This window comes from Cellvibrio sp. OA-2007, assembly GCF_000953825.1.
In the GTDB taxonomy this organism is placed as follows: domain Bacteria; phylum Pseudomonadota; class Gammaproteobacteria; order Pseudomonadales; family Cellvibrionaceae; genus Cellvibrio.
Window position 1 is genome coordinate 24371 of the sequence record NZ_BBUL01000075.1, and the last position, 17148, is coordinate 41518.

The following is a 17148-nucleotide window of genomic DNA, read 5'->3' on the forward strand; positions in this document are numbered from 1 at the left end:
TTGGATGAAGCTTAGAGAGAACCTATCATGAAAAAATTATTGAAACTGTCGATGCTCTCCTGCGGGGTAACCCTGGGCATCATGGCTTCCAGCGGCGCTATCGCCCAGGGAGCCTGTAGTGTGAATTATGCTGCCGTCAACAGCTGGGGCAATGGTGCGCAAATTACCACCACCATCACCAATACCAGTGCCGCTAAAACCAGCTGGGAACTTTGCTGGACTTACGCGGGCAATGACACCATTGCCAACCTCTGGGATGGTGTACACACCCAGACCGGCAAAAATGTCTGTGTGAAAAACGCCGGCTACAACCCTAACCTGCCAGCCAATGGTTCGGTGTCATTCGGGTTTATCGTCAACAACCCAGGTGCCGTACCCACCGCCTTCACCCTCAACGGTGCAGCCTGTGGTGGTGCCGCCAGCAGCGTATCCAGCGTGGTACCGAGCAGCGTGTCATCCAGCAGCAAAAGCAGCACACCCAGCAGTGTGTCTTCCAGCAGCGTAGCGCCCACCGTGGCCGCACGCTGGTTGCTCGATGCCAGCAAATCCACCTTTAACTTCGTGACCGTGAAAAAGAGTGTTGCCGGTGCTGAAACCCCCGAAAGCATGACCTTCAGTCAGCTCGAAGGGACTGTCGCCACCAATGGTCAAGCCACACTGACCATTCCGCTGGCCAGTATCAGCACCAACAACGTAGTGCGCGATCCACGTATGCAAAGCATGCTGTTTGAATCCAACTACTTGCCTAGCCTGCACTTCACCACCCAGCTCGACCTGGCGGCGATTGATGCCATGGCTGCAGGCAGCACCAGTGTGCAACCTGTCACCGGTAATCTGGTTCTGCACGGTATAGTGAAAGCATTGACGTTCGACGTGCTGGTAGTAAAACACGCCAACAACAGCGTCAGCTTCTCGCCGCGCAAACCGATTGTGATCAACGCTATTGATTTCGATCTGAATGCCGGTGTTGAAGCCCTGCGTGCTATTGCAGGCCTCTCAACCATTGGTGAGAAAGTACCGGTTTACTTCAAGATGTTCCTGAACCGTGACAACCCCACCAACGTGCCTGCCATCAGCCTCGCCACTGCACCTGCTGCGGCTACTGGCTTGACCGGTACGGTGAGCAATGCCACTGGCGCTGCCAACCTCAACTGGGCGGACGTTAGCAATAACGAAAGCGGCTTCCTGGTTCGTCGTAAAGGTGCCGATGGTCGCTGGATGACAGCAAGCAACAATGCAGCTAACAGCGTTAGCTTCATTGACACCCTGACTGCCGCTGGCAGCTATGACTATAAAGTCATCAGCTACGCCGACAGCATTCCTGCTGCTGCGACTACTCCGTTGTCACTGGTCTATGCCGGCACAACTGGCTCTTCGGTGTCCTCTGTTAACTCTTCAACCAGCAGCTCGGTAGTTACTTCTATTAGCTCCACTAGCTCTCGTAGCTCCAGCAGTACCGGCGCATTAGTAGGCAATGCTGCTAATGGGAAAACCTTATGGAGCACTCAAAGCTGTATAGGCTGCCATGGTGTAGATGGCGCTAAAAATGCTAACGGTACTGCAGCTGCGATTGCGCTTAACCCGAACCGCACTTACTATCGCCACAGAAGTGATACGCAGGATCGCTCTCTGCGAGACTTTATTGCGCTGTGGATGCCACAAGGTGGTGAGGGTACATGTACTGGCCAATGCGCGGCAGATTTGGAAGCCTATATCTGGACATTCCGCAAACCCAGTGACGGCATTCCAGATGTACCGGTGAGTAAGTTCAGCTGTCCATCCAATGCACAAAGCTATGGTCAAAGAACCTTGCGTTTGCTGACCAAATTGGAATATCAACGCTCAGTCAGAGACTTGGTAGCTTATCAAGCGGATGTAACTGCAAGTTTGCCCGATGACTTTGTGTCAGGTGCATTTGTTAACAATAACACCCTTGCGATTGATAAGACACGCTACACCAGTTACTTGGCCAATGCTGAACGTATTGCCACTGACGTAGCAACACGCTGGAACGCTGTCCTTAGCTGTACTCCATCAACCGCTTGTGCAAGTACATTAGTAAACACCTTGGGTCCACGTATTTTCCGTCGCCCTTTGACTACTGATGAACAAAGTGCTTACCTCGCAGTTGCTAATGGCACTACCGGTGGCCGCACTGTTGCTGATGGTATGCAAGTTGCCCTGACCGCAATGTTGTCATCTCCACAGTTCTTGTATCGTTCCGAAATCGGAACCCTGTCAAGCAGCGGCGTGTACAAACTTGACGGTTACGAAATGGCAACTTACATGGCTTATACCTTTACCGGTACTACGCCAAGTACTGCTCTGATGACAGCAGCAGCTAACGGCACGTTAAATACAGTTACCGGTATTCGCGCCCAAGCAGCTACTTTACTTAACTCAGCCAATACCAAGTTACTCCTGACAGATTTGGTAAACCGCTGGTTAGCTACCGACAAGATCGAAACCCTGACCAAACCGGCTATTAGTGGTTTCGCCACTCTTGGTGCCGACATGAAAAATGAGCTGGGCAAAAACTTTGCCTACGCGATGTTGGAAACCAATGGTTCGTTTGCATCCGTGTACAACCCATCCTATACCCACGTCAACGCTCGCTTGGCAACACACTATGGTTTGGCGTTGAGTGGCACTCTGGATGCAGACGGTTTTGCTCGTGTAACAACCAGCGACCGCGGTGGTATTCTGACTTCAGGTGCATTCTTGTCGCGTTACGCTAGCACTACTGATTCGAACATGATCACTCGTGCCGTTGCGATTCGCCGTAAGTTGATGTGTCAGGATATTCCTGAGCCACCATCTGGTGTTAGCTTGGACCGCGAAGCCTTGTTTGCGCAAGACCGCGCGTTCTACGAAGCGCCAACCACTACCCAACACATGATTTTCGACCGCATTACTGCAGGAACCACCTGTTCTAACTGCCATGCCGAAATCATCAACCCATTGGGTGGCGGATTGGAAAACTTCGATACAGCTGGCCGTGTTCGCTCAACTGATCTGAAAGGTAATGCAATTGTGTCTAGCGGTACTTTCTACTCGCCCTATCCACAACTCCAGTTCCTGAATGATCCGGATCGCGTGCTCTACTCACCTGAGATTAAATTCAACGGTGCTAAAGATCTCGCACGTACCATTGTTGAACATCCGGAATTATCGAGCCTGGCCCAGACCTGTCTGGCAACCCAGTTCGTAAGCTACAGTTCAGGTATCAACTCAATCTTCCTGATCGATTCTGATAGAGATGTTGGCTACAAGCGCATCAGCAAAGACGAAGAAAACGCTTACCGTTGTGATGTGACTGATTTGACCAATGTACTATCAACTAGAGGCCCACGTGCAATGCTTGAAGAAATCCCAGCATTGGAATCTGTGATGTACCGGAAGGAGTGGGTGCGCTAATGCGCGCCCCTTTTCCCCTCGCCTTGTTAACGAATTGGAGTAAATAAAAATGAGATATAGAGACTGCTTCGATAAAGAGCGCAGAGACTTTCTGCGTATCGTACAGCGCGCCGGTATTTCTGCCGGATTGCTGCAAGCTTCCAGCCTGATTGGCGGAATCATGTTGGCGCGTGTTGCAGAGGCACAAAGTGGCGTACCAACCAAAAGCTGCTTGGTGTTTTCTGGTGGCGGCTGCCAACCTAACCTGTGGTACCCAACAGGCGGCACCTTACCTGCCCAGTCGGCACCACTGCAAACCCATTACAGCAAAATCGCCATTATGAAGAGCGCCAAGTTAACTGGCGCTGGCCATGGCATCATGTTCCATCGTTTTGATAACGGTAGCTTTTCCAAAGACAGTTTTGATGTAAACATGGGGCGTACCATCGGTGCAAACTATCCGGTTAAATACCTAAACGTAGGTACCACCGAAGAATCACAACTGAGCCGTGAAGGCACTGCAAGCAGACCAACCATCACCAGTCCTCAGACCGCACTGGACATATTGTTTAGCGGTGGCACCACCACCACTAGCGGTGTCGCGCCAAGAAAATCGATTGTTGATTTGCACTACCCTGCAGTTAACAGTTTGAAAACCAAACTGGGGCAGCATGAGAAAGAAAAATTGGATAGCCATTTCACCGCGATCCAAGAAATTGAAGCGGCAATTGGTTCTGGTAGTAGCGGTGGCGGTAGTAGCGGCTCATGCCCGAAACCAGCCAGTACTGCAGTCACTGGTTTCGATGCACTGGCAAAAATGCAAGTAGATATCGCTGTGTTAGCACTGAGCTGTAACTTAACTGCATCGGTATCTGTGGCATTTGGTTCAGATGCGCACAACCATATCTTTGATAAGTTAGGTGGTCGCTCATCGCACCAATCGCACCACTTTAACCAAGCGCAATACACTGAAGACATCGCTTACATGCAAGGTTTGACTAAATACCTGATGGACAAGCTCAATACAGCTGGCCTGTTTAGTTCAACTGTTGTGACACAAGTGTCTGATATGGGCCTTGCAGATGCTCACGGCAATGACGATGTACCTATGTTGGTTGCAGGTGCAGGCATCACCGGCGGACGTGTGCTAGATATCGGCGGCAAAACCCAAGCGGATATCTTCCATACCCTTGCACTGAAATTAAAAGCAGATCAAAGCCCTAACAGTACTGCTTACCGTAACTGGGGCGGCTCAGTTATCGCAGGTCTGTAAGCCCTTAAGCTTTGCGGTGCCAGATTGCTATTGTCTGGCGCCGCAAAGCGATTTCATTTATATTCCCCCGCTGTAATTTTCGTTTTAATAAAACCGCATTTAGCTGCATCAAAAAAATTCCCCGAATAATCCTATAAAAATAACGCGAGAAAAAATAATGATCAGAGACTCCCACCATAATTTTGGTATCGTCAGTATTTTCTTCCATTGGTTAAGTGCCGGCTTAACTTTGTTTTTATTTGGCCTTGGCGCTTACCTGACTAGCTACGGCTACTACTCACCAGACTATTTGGAAATCGCACACCTGCATTACGCGATGGGCGTCATTTTATTTGGATTGGTCTGCATCAGGCTGCTGTGGCGCCTTACCAGCAAAACCCCGACAACACTGGTGGATTCTCTCCCCGTAAAAATGGGAATCGCACTGAGCAAACTGGTACTCTATGTTTGTTTGTTTACAATTTTGATTAGCGGTTATTTCATCTGCACCGCTGAGGGGCAATCAATTAATGTATTTGGCCTATTCCAAATGCCGTCAATCGTACTTTTAGAAAATGAGCAGCTCAATATCGCAGGCTTAACTCATAAATATGCCGCCTGGGGGTTAATGGCACTGGTAATAATTCACGCTGGCGCTGCGCTTGTGCATCACTTTTTTAAACGCGATCGCACTCTGGTGCGCATGCTAAAACCAAATAAGCATTCAAGCTAAGTTCGTAAAAAAAATAAAACCCGCCAGATTATCGCTTATGCGTTGAAAATTTTTCTCACCTCATCGGCAATAATCTGCGCGCCCTGCTCTACCACACTGGCATCCTGGCAATAAGTCACGCGAATACATTCGTGACAGTGCTGCCAATCGCCCGCCAATCCGGGAAAGAAATGATGACCGGAGACAACTAAAACGCCGCGCGCTTTTAAACGTTGATACAACTCCTCACTGCTAATCGGCAAATCTTTAAACCAGAGCCACAAAAAAATCGCCCCTTCCGGCTTGTGGATAAAACACGGCAAGTCACCAAGATGCTTTTTAAAGGTTGCAACCGCGTGCTCCATCCGCGCGCGATAAAAAGGCGCTATGACCTCACGGCTTAATTGCAGAATTTTTCCCTCGTCCATTAAGTGCCGCGCGAGTGCCGGGCCAAAATTGCCGGTGGCTAAACTTAAAATGGTATTAGCTTTGGCGAAAGCGCTAATTACCTCGGGATTGGCGATCACAATACCGGTGCGTGCACCGGGCAAACCCAACTTGGAAAGGCTGAGCACCAGGATGGTATTGTCGTTCCAGTGCGGCTCGGCATCGGCAAAAATAATATTCGGGAAGGGCGTGCCATAAGCACCATCGACAATAAACGGCACTTGATGCGCACGCGCTAATTCATCGAGCTTTACTAATTCTTCATCGCTGATGACGTTACCGGTGGGATTAGTCGGGCGCGACACGCAAAGTGCACCCGTCTCATGAGTGATCTTGAGCTGTGAAAAGTCCACGTGATATTTAAAAAAAGCATCGGGCAGCATTTCAATACTGGGGCGCGTAGCGGTAAAAAAATCCGTGCTAATACCCAAATCGCTATAACCCAAATACTCCGGGGTAAGCGGTAATTGAATGCGCTTTTTGAGGCCATCAGCGTATTCGCCGGCAAACAAATTAAACAAAACAAAAAAGGCCGATTGACTGCCATTGGCGAGCGCAATATTCGCCCGTGTAATCGGCCACTGATATTCGGTGTGTAGTAAGTTAGCGATGCTATCCAGTAAGCCGGCATCGCCTTGTGGCGGTTGGTATACACCTAAAAGCTGATGAGTTTCGTGGGAGCTATTAAGTGTTGCACGCAGCGCGTCTTCAAACGCCTGCTCCATTGCGGGAATGCGTGCGGGGTTTCCGCCGCCCATAAAAATCATATTGGGATTAACGCGCAATGCTTCGCCCAAGTCATCCATTAAAGAGACTATGCCGGCATCCGTACAGAGTTTTTGCCCAAAGCGAGAAAATTGCATAAAAATACCGGTAGATTAGTGGCCGCAATTGAATGCGGGGCAATCTAGCGGGTCAGGTGAAAAAAAACTAGCGGATTAGATCAATCTAAATTTCTTTTTAGATCAATCCAAATTTCTTTAACGTCGCCGCCAGTTTTTCTGGATTGACTGGTTTTTGAATAAACTCAATAGCGCCCAATTGCGTAACACGCGCATGAGCAGTCGGCTGAATATCGCCAGAGATGACAATAATCATGGTGTCTAACCCTTCCGCTTTTACCGCTTCCAAGACTTGATAGCCATCCATTTCCGGCATAGTCAGATCGAGAAATACCATCTCGCCCTTGCCTTCGCGAATAGCTTGCAAACCTTCAACACCATTGGTGGCAAAGGTGATATCGACATCCCAGCCTTCAGGGAGGGAGCGCGCGACTTGCTTGCGCGCCATCATAGAATCATCACAAATCAGTAGAGGTGTCGCCATTGGGTAAACGTTTCTTTTAATTGATGAAATGAGAGATACAGGTTAAATACTGACCTGACCATTTAGCACAAGAGTCAAAAATCAGTGAGCACTGAAGAGTATAGTCAGGGATTTTTACCCAGAGCGAGTTTTTTACCCAGCTTTGCGTTGCATTAATTAGCATCAAGCGCTTGACTGCGCGGCACAACAGGCTGCCACTCAAAAAGCTCAGCCACCGAAACATTCAATAATTGTTTACTACACCCATCCACACCGCCCAAAACACGCATCGCCTCCTGCCCCCAAGGCACATGGGCAAGATCACTTTGATCCTCAGGAAGCTGACGGGGCAAGGCTAAAATATCGCTCAACTGATTCAAGCTTAGTAGCTGAAGATTCTGACTGAGTAAATAATCCCCTTGATAATCCGTACTAATCACATGCTTTTTCACCAATGCATCGCGGAGACCTTGCCACTGCCCTGCAGCCAACCCTTGCGCAAGCTCCCGTTCCGTTACCGCCGCCCCCTGACCCGATGCGCTGTAACAGCGCCACAGAATCATTAAACTGGCAAATAGATCCGGATAATTGCGATCCCGCAGCACCACTTGGTGCGCGCCAATGGCATGTACAAAGACCGCGCCCCCCAAAATCACCGTCCAAATCAAATTGACCCACAACAAAAACAGGGGCAAAGCAGCAAAAGCACCGTAAACCAGGGTGAATGACGAATGGCCAACAATCCAGCCAAACGCCGCTTTTAATCCCTGAAAGCCGAGCGTGGTAAAAAAACCACCGATCATGGCGTGCCTTACTGACACCTTGCAATTAGGTACAGCGACAAACAACAGCGTGAACGCAGCCCAAGTCAGAATCCAGGGTACCAGACGGAAAATCCACTCAATGACCCCCAAACTATCGTAAGGGCCGACCAACAAACGCAAAGACGCCAGATAAGTGCTCATGCCCAATGCGGCGCCGAGCAGTAGCGGCCCCAAACTCAGAATTGCCCAATAGAGTAAAAAATTGGCGACGCCGCGCCGACCGCGTGATACTCCCCAGATGCCATTAAAATTTTGCTCGATATTTTTGAGCATCAAATAGGCAGATACCAACAAAAATGCCAAACCAAATGCAGTCAGATTGCGCGCTTGTGCGGAAAAGTCTTTCAGGTATTTACCCAGATCCTGTTCACTATTGGGCAAAAAGTGTTCGAATAACAATGATTGCAATTGATCGCCAAGATCCTGAAAGGCCGGGATAATCGAAAACATGGAATAGGTCACTGTCATCATCGGCACAGTGGCAAACAGGGTGACGTAGGTGAGCGATGCGGCACTCTTCTGGCATGATTTGGCTTGATACTGGCGTATCATCAGCGACAGAAATCCTCTCAACCAACGATATCGTGTATGGATAAACTCAACAAATGAGGATGAGCGAAGCATAACGTTAAATCCTTAAACCAAGTCGGGGCGCAGCCGTTATAATCTGCCGCTGCCATTATGAATAAACCTTATCAAGAGACAATTATGGTCACACTTTATCACAACCCGCGCTGCTCAAAATCGCGCGAGGCACTGAGCCTGTTGCGTGAACAAGGCCAGGAACCTGAGATCATTCTCTATTTGGAAACACCGCCCAACGCTAAAACCCTAAAAGCCCTACTGAGCAAATTAGGCATAGGCGCGCGCGATTTATTGCGCAAAGGTGAAGATGCCTACAAAGAGTTGAATCTTGCCGATGAAAAGCTCAGTGAAGCGGCGCTGATTAAAGCGATGGTAGAAAACCCTAAACTCATTGAACGACCGATTGCAATCAATGGCGACAAAGCCGTGATCGGCCGACCACCCGAACACGTAAAGACCATTCTATGACACCGTATATTTTAGTTTTGTACTACAGCCGCAACGGCTCAACCCTCGAAATGGCAAAACAAATTGCGCGTGGTGTTGAACAAGTCAGCGGCATTGAAGCGCGCTTGCGCACTGTACCTGCGGTATCCACCGTCACCGAGGCCACCGAAGCAGCAATTCCCGCCAGTGGTGCGCTTTATTGCAGCGAAGACGATGTAAAACATTGCAGCGGTTTAATTCTCGGCAGCCCTACTCGCTTTGGCAACATGGCCGCGCCGATGAAATATTTTCTCGATGGCACCAGTGGCCTTTGGCTAAATGGCGATTTAATCAATAAACCCGCCGCTGTATTCACCTCAACTTCAACCTTGCATGGTGGGCAAGAATCCACCCTGCTCTCCATGATGCTACCGCTGTTGCACCAAGGGATGGTGATTGCGGGCATTCCCTATAGTGAAGCAGCCGTCAGCAGTACCCGCACGGGCGGCACTCCTTATGGTGCATCCCATCTCGCCAGTGGCGACACCCCCACCAAACTGAGCGGCGACGAAATTGCGCTGTGCCAGGCGCTGGGTAAACGTATAGCGACACTCGCATTAAAACTCATTCACTGAAACTTCAAACTGAAGCTCCCGAATAAAACACAAGGTTGATGTATGACTAACACGCCAGAACACAATGACACACGCACCGATGAAAAGCCGAAAAAAGTCATTGTGATTACCGATGCGGATTCGGCAATACTCTTTAAAAAATTACGTATTGGCCGGTTGGTCGTGCGTGCCAGTTACATCAGCCTACTGGTGTTATTTTCGCTGCTAAACCTTATCAATGAAAATGGCAAAATCGCGCTCTGGCTGCTGCAAATTATTCCGCTACTGATTTTTATTCCCGCTTTCCTGCGCGAAACACACCGCACTTATAGCTGGCTGTGTTTTGTTGCTCTAATGTATTTTGCGGTGATCATTCCACTACTAATGAGCCGTTGGTTGTGGAGCGATTGGGTAATCACCTTACTAGTGAGCGCCATGTTTATCGCGGCCATGATGACCAGCCGCTGGCTGCAATACTGGAATTATTATTTGTCTACCAAAAGCAACCATTCTTAAAATTTTTCAGAAGGAAGTTATTGTGTCTGTGAATTATTACGAGCCGCCTGCGGCGCCCAATTCCGCGCAACCCAGCCCAGCACAACCTAAACCCGCTGCACCGCAACTGCCCGCGCCAAAAAAACGCAGCGCGTGGAGTATTTTTTTTGGTGGCTTAGGCGCGGGTATTACCTGGTTTCGCAATGCGTTGATGAACACCTTGTTTATCGTTTTTTTGATTATTTTTATCGTCGCTATAGGCTCAAGTGCACCCAAACCACTACCAGACACCTTTGCGCTGCGTCTGGCGCCCACGGGGCTATTAGTCGATCAACGGAGCTATATAGATCCAACCAGCTTGCTGCTATCCGATGAAGATCCAGAAGAAAACGAAACGCTGGTAAGTGATATTGTTGAAGCCATCAATAAAGCGGCAAAAGACAAACGCGTCAACTTGTTGGTATTGGAACCCGGTCGCTTGCTCGGTGGCGGCATCAGCAAAATGGATGAGATTGGCCAAGCGTTAGAAAACTTTAAAAGTGCTGGTAAAAAAATTATCGCGGTCAGCGACAACTACTCACAAGACCAATATTACCTCGCCAGTTTTGCCAATGAAATTTATCTGCACGAAATGGGCATGATCGAAATTACCGGCTACAGTCGCTATATGAACTATTACAAAACTGCGCTGGATAAACTCGGGGTCACCATCCACGCCTTCCGCTCCGGCAAATACAAAGATTACTTGGAACCCTATCTGCGCGACGATATGTCAGCGGAATCCCGCGAGCACAATGCCCAGTGGATTAACGAACTCTGGGGCAACTACACCGGAAAAATTGAAAACCGCCGTAAATTGCCACCGGGTAGCATCAACGATTACGTTAACAACATTGATGCCCACATGGCCTTAACCACCGGCAACAGCGCACAACTGGCATTAGAAAAAGCATTGGTCGATAAAGTAGTTTCGCGTCAAGACATGGAAAAAATGTTGGTTGAACAAGCGGGGAAAAGCGATGATGGCTATTGGTATAATGGCGTTGGGGTAAAATCCTATTTGGCCGATATTCGCAAGCACCCCACACTGGATAAAAATAAAGTTGCCGTTATTGTTGCCTCCGGCTCTATTGTTGATGGCTACCAGCCCGACGGCAGCATCGGCAGCGAAAGCATGCTGGAATTATTGCGCCAAGTGCGCGATGACAAAAGTATCAAAGCCCTGGTAATTCGTATCGACTCTGGCGGGGGCAGCGCCTTTGCGTCAGAAATTATTCGCTCAGAAATTATCGCCCTGCGCGAGAAAAAAATTCCTATTTATATTTCCATGGGAACAGTCGCTGCATCCGGCGGCTATTGGATTGCCACCGCAGGCGATAAAATCTGGGCGCAACCCACCACCATCACTGGCTCAATTGGTGTCTTCGGAGCGTTCCCGACACTGGAAAAATCCCTGCAAAAAATTGGTATTAATACTGACGGCGTAGGCACCACCGAATTAGCCGGCACTATGCGGTTGGATCGCCCGCTGTCTGAAAAAGCCAGCAAAGTTGTGCAAATGGGCGTCGATCATATTTACCAGCGTTTCATCACCCTGGTAGCCGATGCACGCAAGCAAGAAGTCAGCGCAATTGATGAAATAGCCCAAGGTCATGTATGGACGGGCAACAAAGCCAAAGAAATTGGTTTGGTCGATGAACTGGGTACCCTAAAGGATGTAATTGTGGCCATCGCACAAACAGCAAATCTCAGCAGCTATCAAGTTGAATTTGTGCAGCGCCCACTTTCCCCCAAAGAAGAATTGTTGCGCTCACTAACAGGCGGACAAGCAGGCAAGCTTGCACCCACATCCTTATTAGAAAAATTCACCTCACTCAATGTATTAAACAATCTCGCTCCCACCTTAAAACCGCTCAGCGATTTACAACGCATGAATGACCCGCAGGGAATTTATGTGCAATGTTTGGATTGTGTGGCGCCTTAATAGTGCACATTAAGAGATTATTAATTCAATGGATCTGGTAACACTGGTCAGTTTGTTTAATGCAGGGATGCTGTCTATCGCAGTACTTGGTTTTTTAATGTTTATCACTACACCTGCTTATCGCGGTGTATGTGTGCTGCTTGCGTTGATAGGGATTGCAGCTATTACCAATGTGCTTGAAGACCTGCGCATCTCCGGTGAGCTACATTTAATTTCCCCCATCTTTGTGCTGGGTTACGGCCCAGCTTTGTATTTTGCCGTTAGACGGTTAATTGGCGGGACTGCCGGTTATCAAGCGGTTTGGCATTTTTTGCCGATGTTATTGGTCATACCTTTCACTGCTCATACACAACTTATTATTGCGGTGGGAACCGTCTGGCGTATTGCTTATGCTCTCTTAACACTAAAACTTATTATCGACTTCAATCAGCAGCTAACAAAGCAACGCTCGGATGCAGCTGAGGTTTCCTTGGCTTGGCTTGCTTGGTTAATTGGTGTCTCAACCCTGTTCAGTGCGCTGGATCTACTCAGGCTTAACTTTCAGATAGAATTAGGCGCACAGCTAAATACTATCGGCTACGCGGCGAGCTCTTTTATTTTTCTCATCGTCTGTTTGTTACTAATCTTAATTCTCAACAATCGCCGCGCGAGCTTGGAAACTGTAACAGGCACGACAACTACTGAATCCTCTGGTATCAATACTGAAGCAAAAAAAGGCGAAGAATCAGCCGCAGACTATCAAAGCCTGTTTGCGATTCTCGATAAAGAAATCCTTGCGCAGCAATGGTATTGCCAACAACGGCTAACGCTTAATCAATTGTCAGATCTGTCTGGAATGGCAACGCGGGATATTTCCCGATCTATCAATTTGGTCGCAGGCATGTCATTTAATGATTACATTAACCAGCATCGCATTGAGAAGGTCAAAAATGCATTAAGTGCTCACAACAATATCAACCTCACTGATTTAGCTTTCGCCGCGGGATTTAGTTCAAAAGCCACTTTCAATCAATCATTTAAGAAAGCAACGGGGATGACACCCAGCGAGTTTCGCGATACGACTCTCGCTCAAAACGTCCAGAAACAAGATTCCAGCCGTTTAGTATCTCGCGATTAGACGAACGCAACACCTATCCATGAAATAGTGCTTTCCATCTACTCAAAGGAAACGCACTTATGAAAACACCAACAGTCACCACCCGATTCCTCATTCTATTTATTGTCGCAATTGGTCGCTTGTCAGCCTACGCCAGCGATACTGACAAAAATGCCGACTTATCTCTTTATATTGATAATGTACACATTCTCAATATAAATACTGCTCAAATAATTAGAGACCAACAGTTGCAAATACTTAACGGCAAGATCACTGCTATTAAGCCTGCACGCACTCCGATTACAGACGAACACCATACACGACATGATGGCAAGGGGTCTTACGTCATGCCCGGGTTAATTGATATGCATGTTCATGCATTCGACCCCGCCGCTTTTACTATCGCGTTGTCTCACGGCGTTACCCACGTGCGGCTGATGAACGGCGTAAAAGAACATTTACAGTGGCGCAAAGAGCTTGAAATCGGCAACAGGATTGGCAGCACCCTAACGGTGAGCAGTCCGATTATTTCCGGTTTTAAAAATGCACACATACACTACTCAGCCCAAACACCTGCCCAGGCAAGCAAGGCAGTGATGAAAGCCAAACAACAAGGCTATGACCTGATAAAAGCCTATGGCAATTTGGATGCGCCGGTGTTGCAAGCTTTATTGCGCGAAGCCAAAAAACAAAAGATCCCCGTTGCCAAACATGGCCCTCACCCGGCACCTGATATGGAGTGGAATACGCTGGCGGGATTACAATCGCTGGAACATGTTGAAGATATTTTTCAAGGGTCACTGAATTATCAGCAGGACCAGCAAAAGCTGGATGAAACTATTGTTAAATTGAAAACGCTGAATACACCCATTACGCCGACCTTGAATATTTTTTGGCAACTCACTGAAATCAGCGCACAAAAACAAACCTTTATTGATGCGTTACCGAAGGGTTATATTTCACCCATTATCGCGCTGGAGGAAAAACAAAACCAAGTCAAACGCTGGTCCAAAAGTTCAGTAGAGATGGTTGAACACAATCAAAAAACATTCGCCTTCTTACAGGAAATTACCCGCGAGCTCTATCGAGCTGATATTAGTCTGTTGGTTGGCTCCGACTCAGGTGTATTACTATCGCCCCACGGCTTGGCCACCCATAAAGAGTTAGAATTAATGCAGCAGGCGGGGCTTCCCTCAGTTGCAGTTCTGCGTGCTGCCACTATTAACGCAGCTAAAGTACTGGGTAAAGAATCAGAGTGGGGGCAGGTCGCCATTGGCTATAACGCCGACCTAATTTTGTCTGAAGATAATCCGCTGGAGAATTTATCCACACTTCAGAGTCCCCACGCCGTGGTAAAACACGGCCAGTTTTTCTCCGCATTACAATTACAAAAACTACGCGAAACAGCAATTAAAGAACGAAGCTTTTGGCAGGAGCTAAATACTTTGCGAAACGCTGGCGAGCTTTAATTTTTATCAGCCCTATAGATTTTTATTGTGCGCAGTTTTCCAATCCACCAATCCAAGCTGCTATAACATCCACTGCCGCTTGATCAACCAAATGCGAGCCCAAGGGTGGCATTTGGTTGTCATCTCGCGCTTTCATACGCGCAAGCAATACTGAACGTTCAGGCTCACCCGGTGCAATGATACGTGCGTTACTGATACCCAAATCGCCCGCTACTGGTTGCATATTGCAAGTGAAGGTTGACGACAAAGTTGTGCTGAATCGCAAATCCAGATTTACTGGTGTGGGGCCGCTTGGGCTATGACAATTACTACAATTACTGTGCAAATAACTGCGCGCACGTTGCGCGAGGGTTGCGCTGGTATCATCCAGCGCGAATAGTGTTTTTGTTTTTTGTGCAGCTGAAATCTCGGAGGAAAAGATATTGATATGGCCAAGCGTATCCAATTGATGTGCAGTGACACCACTCGCGGTGTAGCGAATAGCATTATTGAGTTGCAGAGTTTCCAAACCCAATACAAAGTTTGCGACCTGTGTATGACAAGTGAGGCATTGGCCGCGACTGGGGTATTGCCATTGAACACCTTCAATTAGTTTTTCTTTGCCGTCGGATAATAAGCGCGCGTCCGTTTGATCGTCGCGCCATTCGTAACTAAAACCCTGCCAGCCTAGTTCACCGCGTGCAAACAACCGTGTTTCTATATAACGGTTATTTAATTTGAAATGTTTCATCAACACACTGCCGACAGGAAATAAAAAATCACCGGCACTGGTTAAATCGATTGATGTGTTATTCGGCAGCGATAAATAGCGTTCCTTTTCTGCCGTATCAGACCAAAACGGGCTGGCAACTTTATAGGGGATCATAGCCGCAGCAGGCAGTGTTGGATTTGCCGAGTTGACACAGCCTGTTGCCGATAAATTCGCGGCCATTGTGCCCGGCTGCAATTCTCCACCAGTGGCCTGCATTTTTACGATTTGCACACCGGCACCTGATTGGCCAAGTGCATACAGCTCACCTAAATTATCTTGCGCGAAAGACACTATATTGAGGGGCACATTACCGTGACTACTAACACTAACAGTGCCGCTGCTGTTACGTGTGATTGACTGCATGGTATTAACGCAGTAATCGGTGAAAAAATATTTTCCGTAAGCGGCAGGATATTGTGCCCCGCGATAAACATAACCGCCAATCACTGAGCACACGCCAGTATTGTGACTAATCGACAACACCGGTTTTATTTTATTAGCCATAGAGCAATTGGCGCGTCCGCTATAGCAAAAGTCACCTTCCATATCACCCCAGCCGTAATTTCCTCCAGCGGTTACCAAATTAACTTCTTCCCATGCACTCTGCCCCACATCGCCCACCCACAATTCATTAGTTTTCCGATCAAAACTAAAACGCCAAGGATTGCGCAAGCCATAGGCCCAAATTTCAGCTGCACCGCCAGTAGTCGCAAATGGATTATCAGCAGGAATTGCGTAATTGCGCCCGCCACTGATGTTATTGACGTCAATGCGTAAGATTTTACCGAGCAGATTATTTTTATTCTGTCCGTTCTGCTGAGGATCACCCCCACTGCCACCATCACCGGAACTAATATACAAATATCCGTCGCTGCCAAACGCAACTTGTCCGCCGTTGTGATTCGAATAAGGTTGATTGAACCGCAGCAAAATAATTTCTGAATCGCGATTAATCACTCCATTGCTAGATACTTCAAATCGAGTCACGCGAGTCTCCAAATTATTACTCGCGTTGCGCCCAATATAATTGAAATACACATAGCGATTCACGGTGAATTGCGGATGAAACGCCATACCTAGCAAGCCAGTCTCACCGCCAGAAAAATCTACGCGGTCTTCAATATTTAATACTTCGGTTAATGTATTGACGTTAGCATTATTTTGAAAACGCACTACCCTGCCCGACTGCCGTGTTGCGTACCAATAGCTATTGTCATTGGGTGCCTGCAATAAATTGGTGGCGTTAGCGATATTCGGCAGAGAAGGAAACACTGCTTGCCAATTAATACTGATCGGTGCACTGGCGGTAATTGGCGCAGGTGCAAGGCAAGTCGTATTGGATGGACGAACGGCCAAACCCGATACAATGCTCGCTGCACTGGATGAAAGAGCAGAAGAAAAAACAGCTGAAGAATTAATCAGGCTTGCTGATGACTGTGCAGTGCTTGTTGCAATGGATGATGTGGATTTATTACCGGAACCTGAACTACCGCCACCACAGGAAATAAAACCCAAACAACTGGTAATAACTAGCCATTTTTTTACGCAGGTTTTCATAGTGATTACCTCGTAGTGCGATAAGCCGAATGGGAAAATTTAATGCTCAATCATGCGCTTCATTGCTCCATGCAATCTTGCTAACCGATCACACTCCTATCGGTTGCCCATAAAAAAGCCAGCGCAATGGCTGGCGAACTGCTTATTTATTGTTTCATCGTCACTCCCGCTTGCGGGAGTCCAGCTTTTAGTAATTAAGCCTATGGATCCCCGCTACGCGAGGATGACGACTCCC

The 17148-nt window shown here is 48.0% G+C and carries 13 protein-coding genes; 9 read left to right on the forward strand and 4 right to left on the reverse strand.

Features of this window, described 5'->3' with window-relative positions; all coding sequences use genetic code 11:
- The first annotated feature begins 27 nt into the window (after positions 1–27).
- The 3 genes from AWU77_RS04350 (at position 28) to AWU77_RS04365 (ending at position 5381) form a co-directional block, all read left to right on the forward strand.
- Complete coding sequence (locus AWU77_RS04350) at positions 28–3417, forward strand: DUF1592 domain-containing protein (protein ID WP_062059681.1); 3390 nt, start codon at positions 28–30, stop codon at positions 3415–3417.
- A 49-nt stretch (positions 3418–3466) separates the two neighbouring features.
- Positions 3467–4669: a DUF1552 domain-containing protein gene (locus tag AWU77_RS04355; protein ID WP_062059683.1), complete on the forward strand. Its 1203-nt coding sequence runs from the start codon at positions 3467–3469 to the stop codon at positions 4667–4669.
- 157 nt (positions 4670–4826) lie between these two features.
- Positions 4827–5381: a cytochrome b gene (locus AWU77_RS04365; RefSeq protein WP_084618049.1), complete on the forward strand. Its 555-nt coding sequence runs from the start codon at positions 4827–4829 to the stop codon at positions 5379–5381.
- A 35-nt stretch (positions 5382–5416) separates the two neighbouring features.
- Here the strand turns inward: AWU77_RS04365 and AWU77_RS04370 are convergent, their stop codons facing one another.
- From AWU77_RS04370 to AWU77_RS04380, 3 genes are all read right to left on the reverse strand, one after another.
- On the reverse strand, positions 5417–6670 hold the full coding sequence (locus tag AWU77_RS04370; protein ID WP_062059688.1) for a valine--pyruvate transaminase: 1254 nt from the start codon (positions 6668–6670) through the stop codon (positions 5417–5419).
- A gap of 97 nt (positions 6671–6767) precedes the next feature.
- Positions 6768–7133 carry a response regulator gene (locus AWU77_RS04375; RefSeq protein ID WP_062059690.1) on the reverse strand — a complete coding sequence of 122 codons (366 nt, stop codon included), beginning with the start codon at positions 7131–7133 and terminating at the stop codon, positions 6768–6770.
- Between the two features lie 152 nt (positions 7134–7285).
- Complete coding sequence (locus AWU77_RS04380) at positions 7286–8560, reverse strand: YihY family inner membrane protein (RefSeq protein WP_062059691.1); 1275 nt, start codon at positions 8558–8560, stop codon at positions 7286–7288.
- 84 nt (positions 8561–8644) lie between these two features.
- On the opposite strand from AWU77_RS04380, the gene arsC reads away from it, so the two are divergent.
- The 6 genes from arsC (at position 8645) to AWU77_RS04410 (ending at position 14605) form a co-directional block, all read left to right on the forward strand.
- The gene (gene arsC, locus AWU77_RS04385) at positions 8645–8989 is read left to right on the forward strand and encodes an arsenate reductase (glutaredoxin) (protein WP_062059693.1); all 345 of its coding nucleotides are present in this window, start codon (positions 8645–8647) and stop codon (positions 8987–8989) included.
- Positions 8986–9582: an NAD(P)H:quinone oxidoreductase gene (wrbA, locus tag AWU77_RS04390; RefSeq protein WP_062059695.1), complete on the forward strand. Its 597-nt coding sequence runs from the start codon at positions 8986–8988 to the stop codon at positions 9580–9582. The genes arsC and wrbA overlap by 4 nt, the downstream gene beginning before the upstream one ends.
- A gap of 42 nt (positions 9583–9624) precedes the next feature.
- Positions 9625–10077 (forward strand): DUF2069 domain-containing protein, encoded by a 453-nt coding sequence (locus tag AWU77_RS04395; protein ID WP_062059698.1) that lies wholly within the window; start codon positions 9625–9627, stop codon positions 10075–10077.
- Positions 10078–10099: 22 nt separating this feature from the next.
- A complete protein-coding gene (gene sppA, locus AWU77_RS04400; protein WP_238582301.1) occupies positions 10100–12040 on the forward strand; it encodes a signal peptide peptidase SppA in 1941 nt (646 codons plus the stop codon).
- A gap of 133 nt (positions 12041–12173) precedes the next feature.
- Complete coding sequence (locus tag AWU77_RS04405) at positions 12174–13157, forward strand: helix-turn-helix transcriptional regulator (protein WP_193747494.1); 984 nt, start codon at positions 12174–12176, stop codon at positions 13155–13157.
- Positions 13158–13216: 59 nt separating this feature from the next.
- Positions 13217–14605, forward strand: a complete 1389-nt coding sequence (locus AWU77_RS04410) for an amidohydrolase family protein (RefSeq protein ID WP_062059702.1) — start codon at positions 13217–13219, stop codon at positions 14603–14605.
- A 22-nt stretch (positions 14606–14627) separates the two neighbouring features.
- Here AWU77_RS04410 and AWU77_RS04415 read toward each other — a convergent pair whose 3' ends face one another.
- The gene (locus AWU77_RS04415; RefSeq protein WP_062059704.1) at positions 14628–16913 is read right to left on the reverse strand and encodes a PQQ-dependent sugar dehydrogenase; all 2286 of its coding nucleotides are present in this window, start codon (positions 16911–16913) and stop codon (positions 14628–14630) included.
- Positions 16914–17148 lie beyond the last annotated feature (235 nt).

Excerpts from the sequence above, each read along its gene's own strand:
- AWU77_RS04350 (WP_062059681.1), top strand. The coding sequence starts at position 28 with ATGAAAAAATTATTGAAACTGTCGATGCTCTCCTGCGGGGTAACCCTG.
- AWU77_RS04355 (WP_062059683.1), top strand. The coding sequence starts at position 3,467 with ATGAGATATAGAGACTGCTTCGATAAAGAGCGCAGAGACTTTCTGCGT.
- AWU77_RS04365 (WP_084618049.1), top strand. The coding sequence starts at position 4,827 with ATGATCAGAGACTCCCACCATAATTTTGGTATCGTCAGTATTTTCTTC.
- AWU77_RS04370 (WP_062059688.1), bottom strand. The coding sequence starts at position 6,670 with ATGCAATTTTCTCGCTTTGGGCAAAAACTCTGTACGGATGCCGGCATA.
- AWU77_RS04375 (WP_062059690.1), bottom strand. The coding sequence starts at position 7,133 with ATGGCGACACCTCTACTGATTTGTGATGATTCTATGATGGCGCGCAAG.
- AWU77_RS04380 (WP_062059691.1), bottom strand. The coding sequence starts at position 8,560 with ATGCTTCGCTCATCCTCATTTGTTGAGTTTATCCATACACGATATCGT.
- arsC (WP_062059693.1), top strand. The coding sequence starts at position 8,645 with ATGGTCACACTTTATCACAACCCGCGCTGCTCAAAATCGCGCGAGGCA.
- wrbA (WP_062059695.1), top strand. The coding sequence starts at position 8,986 with ATGACACCGTATATTTTAGTTTTGTACTACAGCCGCAACGGCTCAACC.
- AWU77_RS04395 (WP_062059698.1), top strand. The coding sequence starts at position 9,625 with ATGACTAACACGCCAGAACACAATGACACACGCACCGATGAAAAGCCG.
- AWU77_RS04410 (WP_062059702.1), top strand. The coding sequence starts at position 13,217 with ATGAAAACACCAACAGTCACCACCCGATTCCTCATTCTATTTATTGTC.
- AWU77_RS04415 (WP_062059704.1), bottom strand. The coding sequence starts at position 16,913 with ATGAAAACCTGCGTAAAAAAATGGCTAGTTATTACCAGTTGTTTGGGT.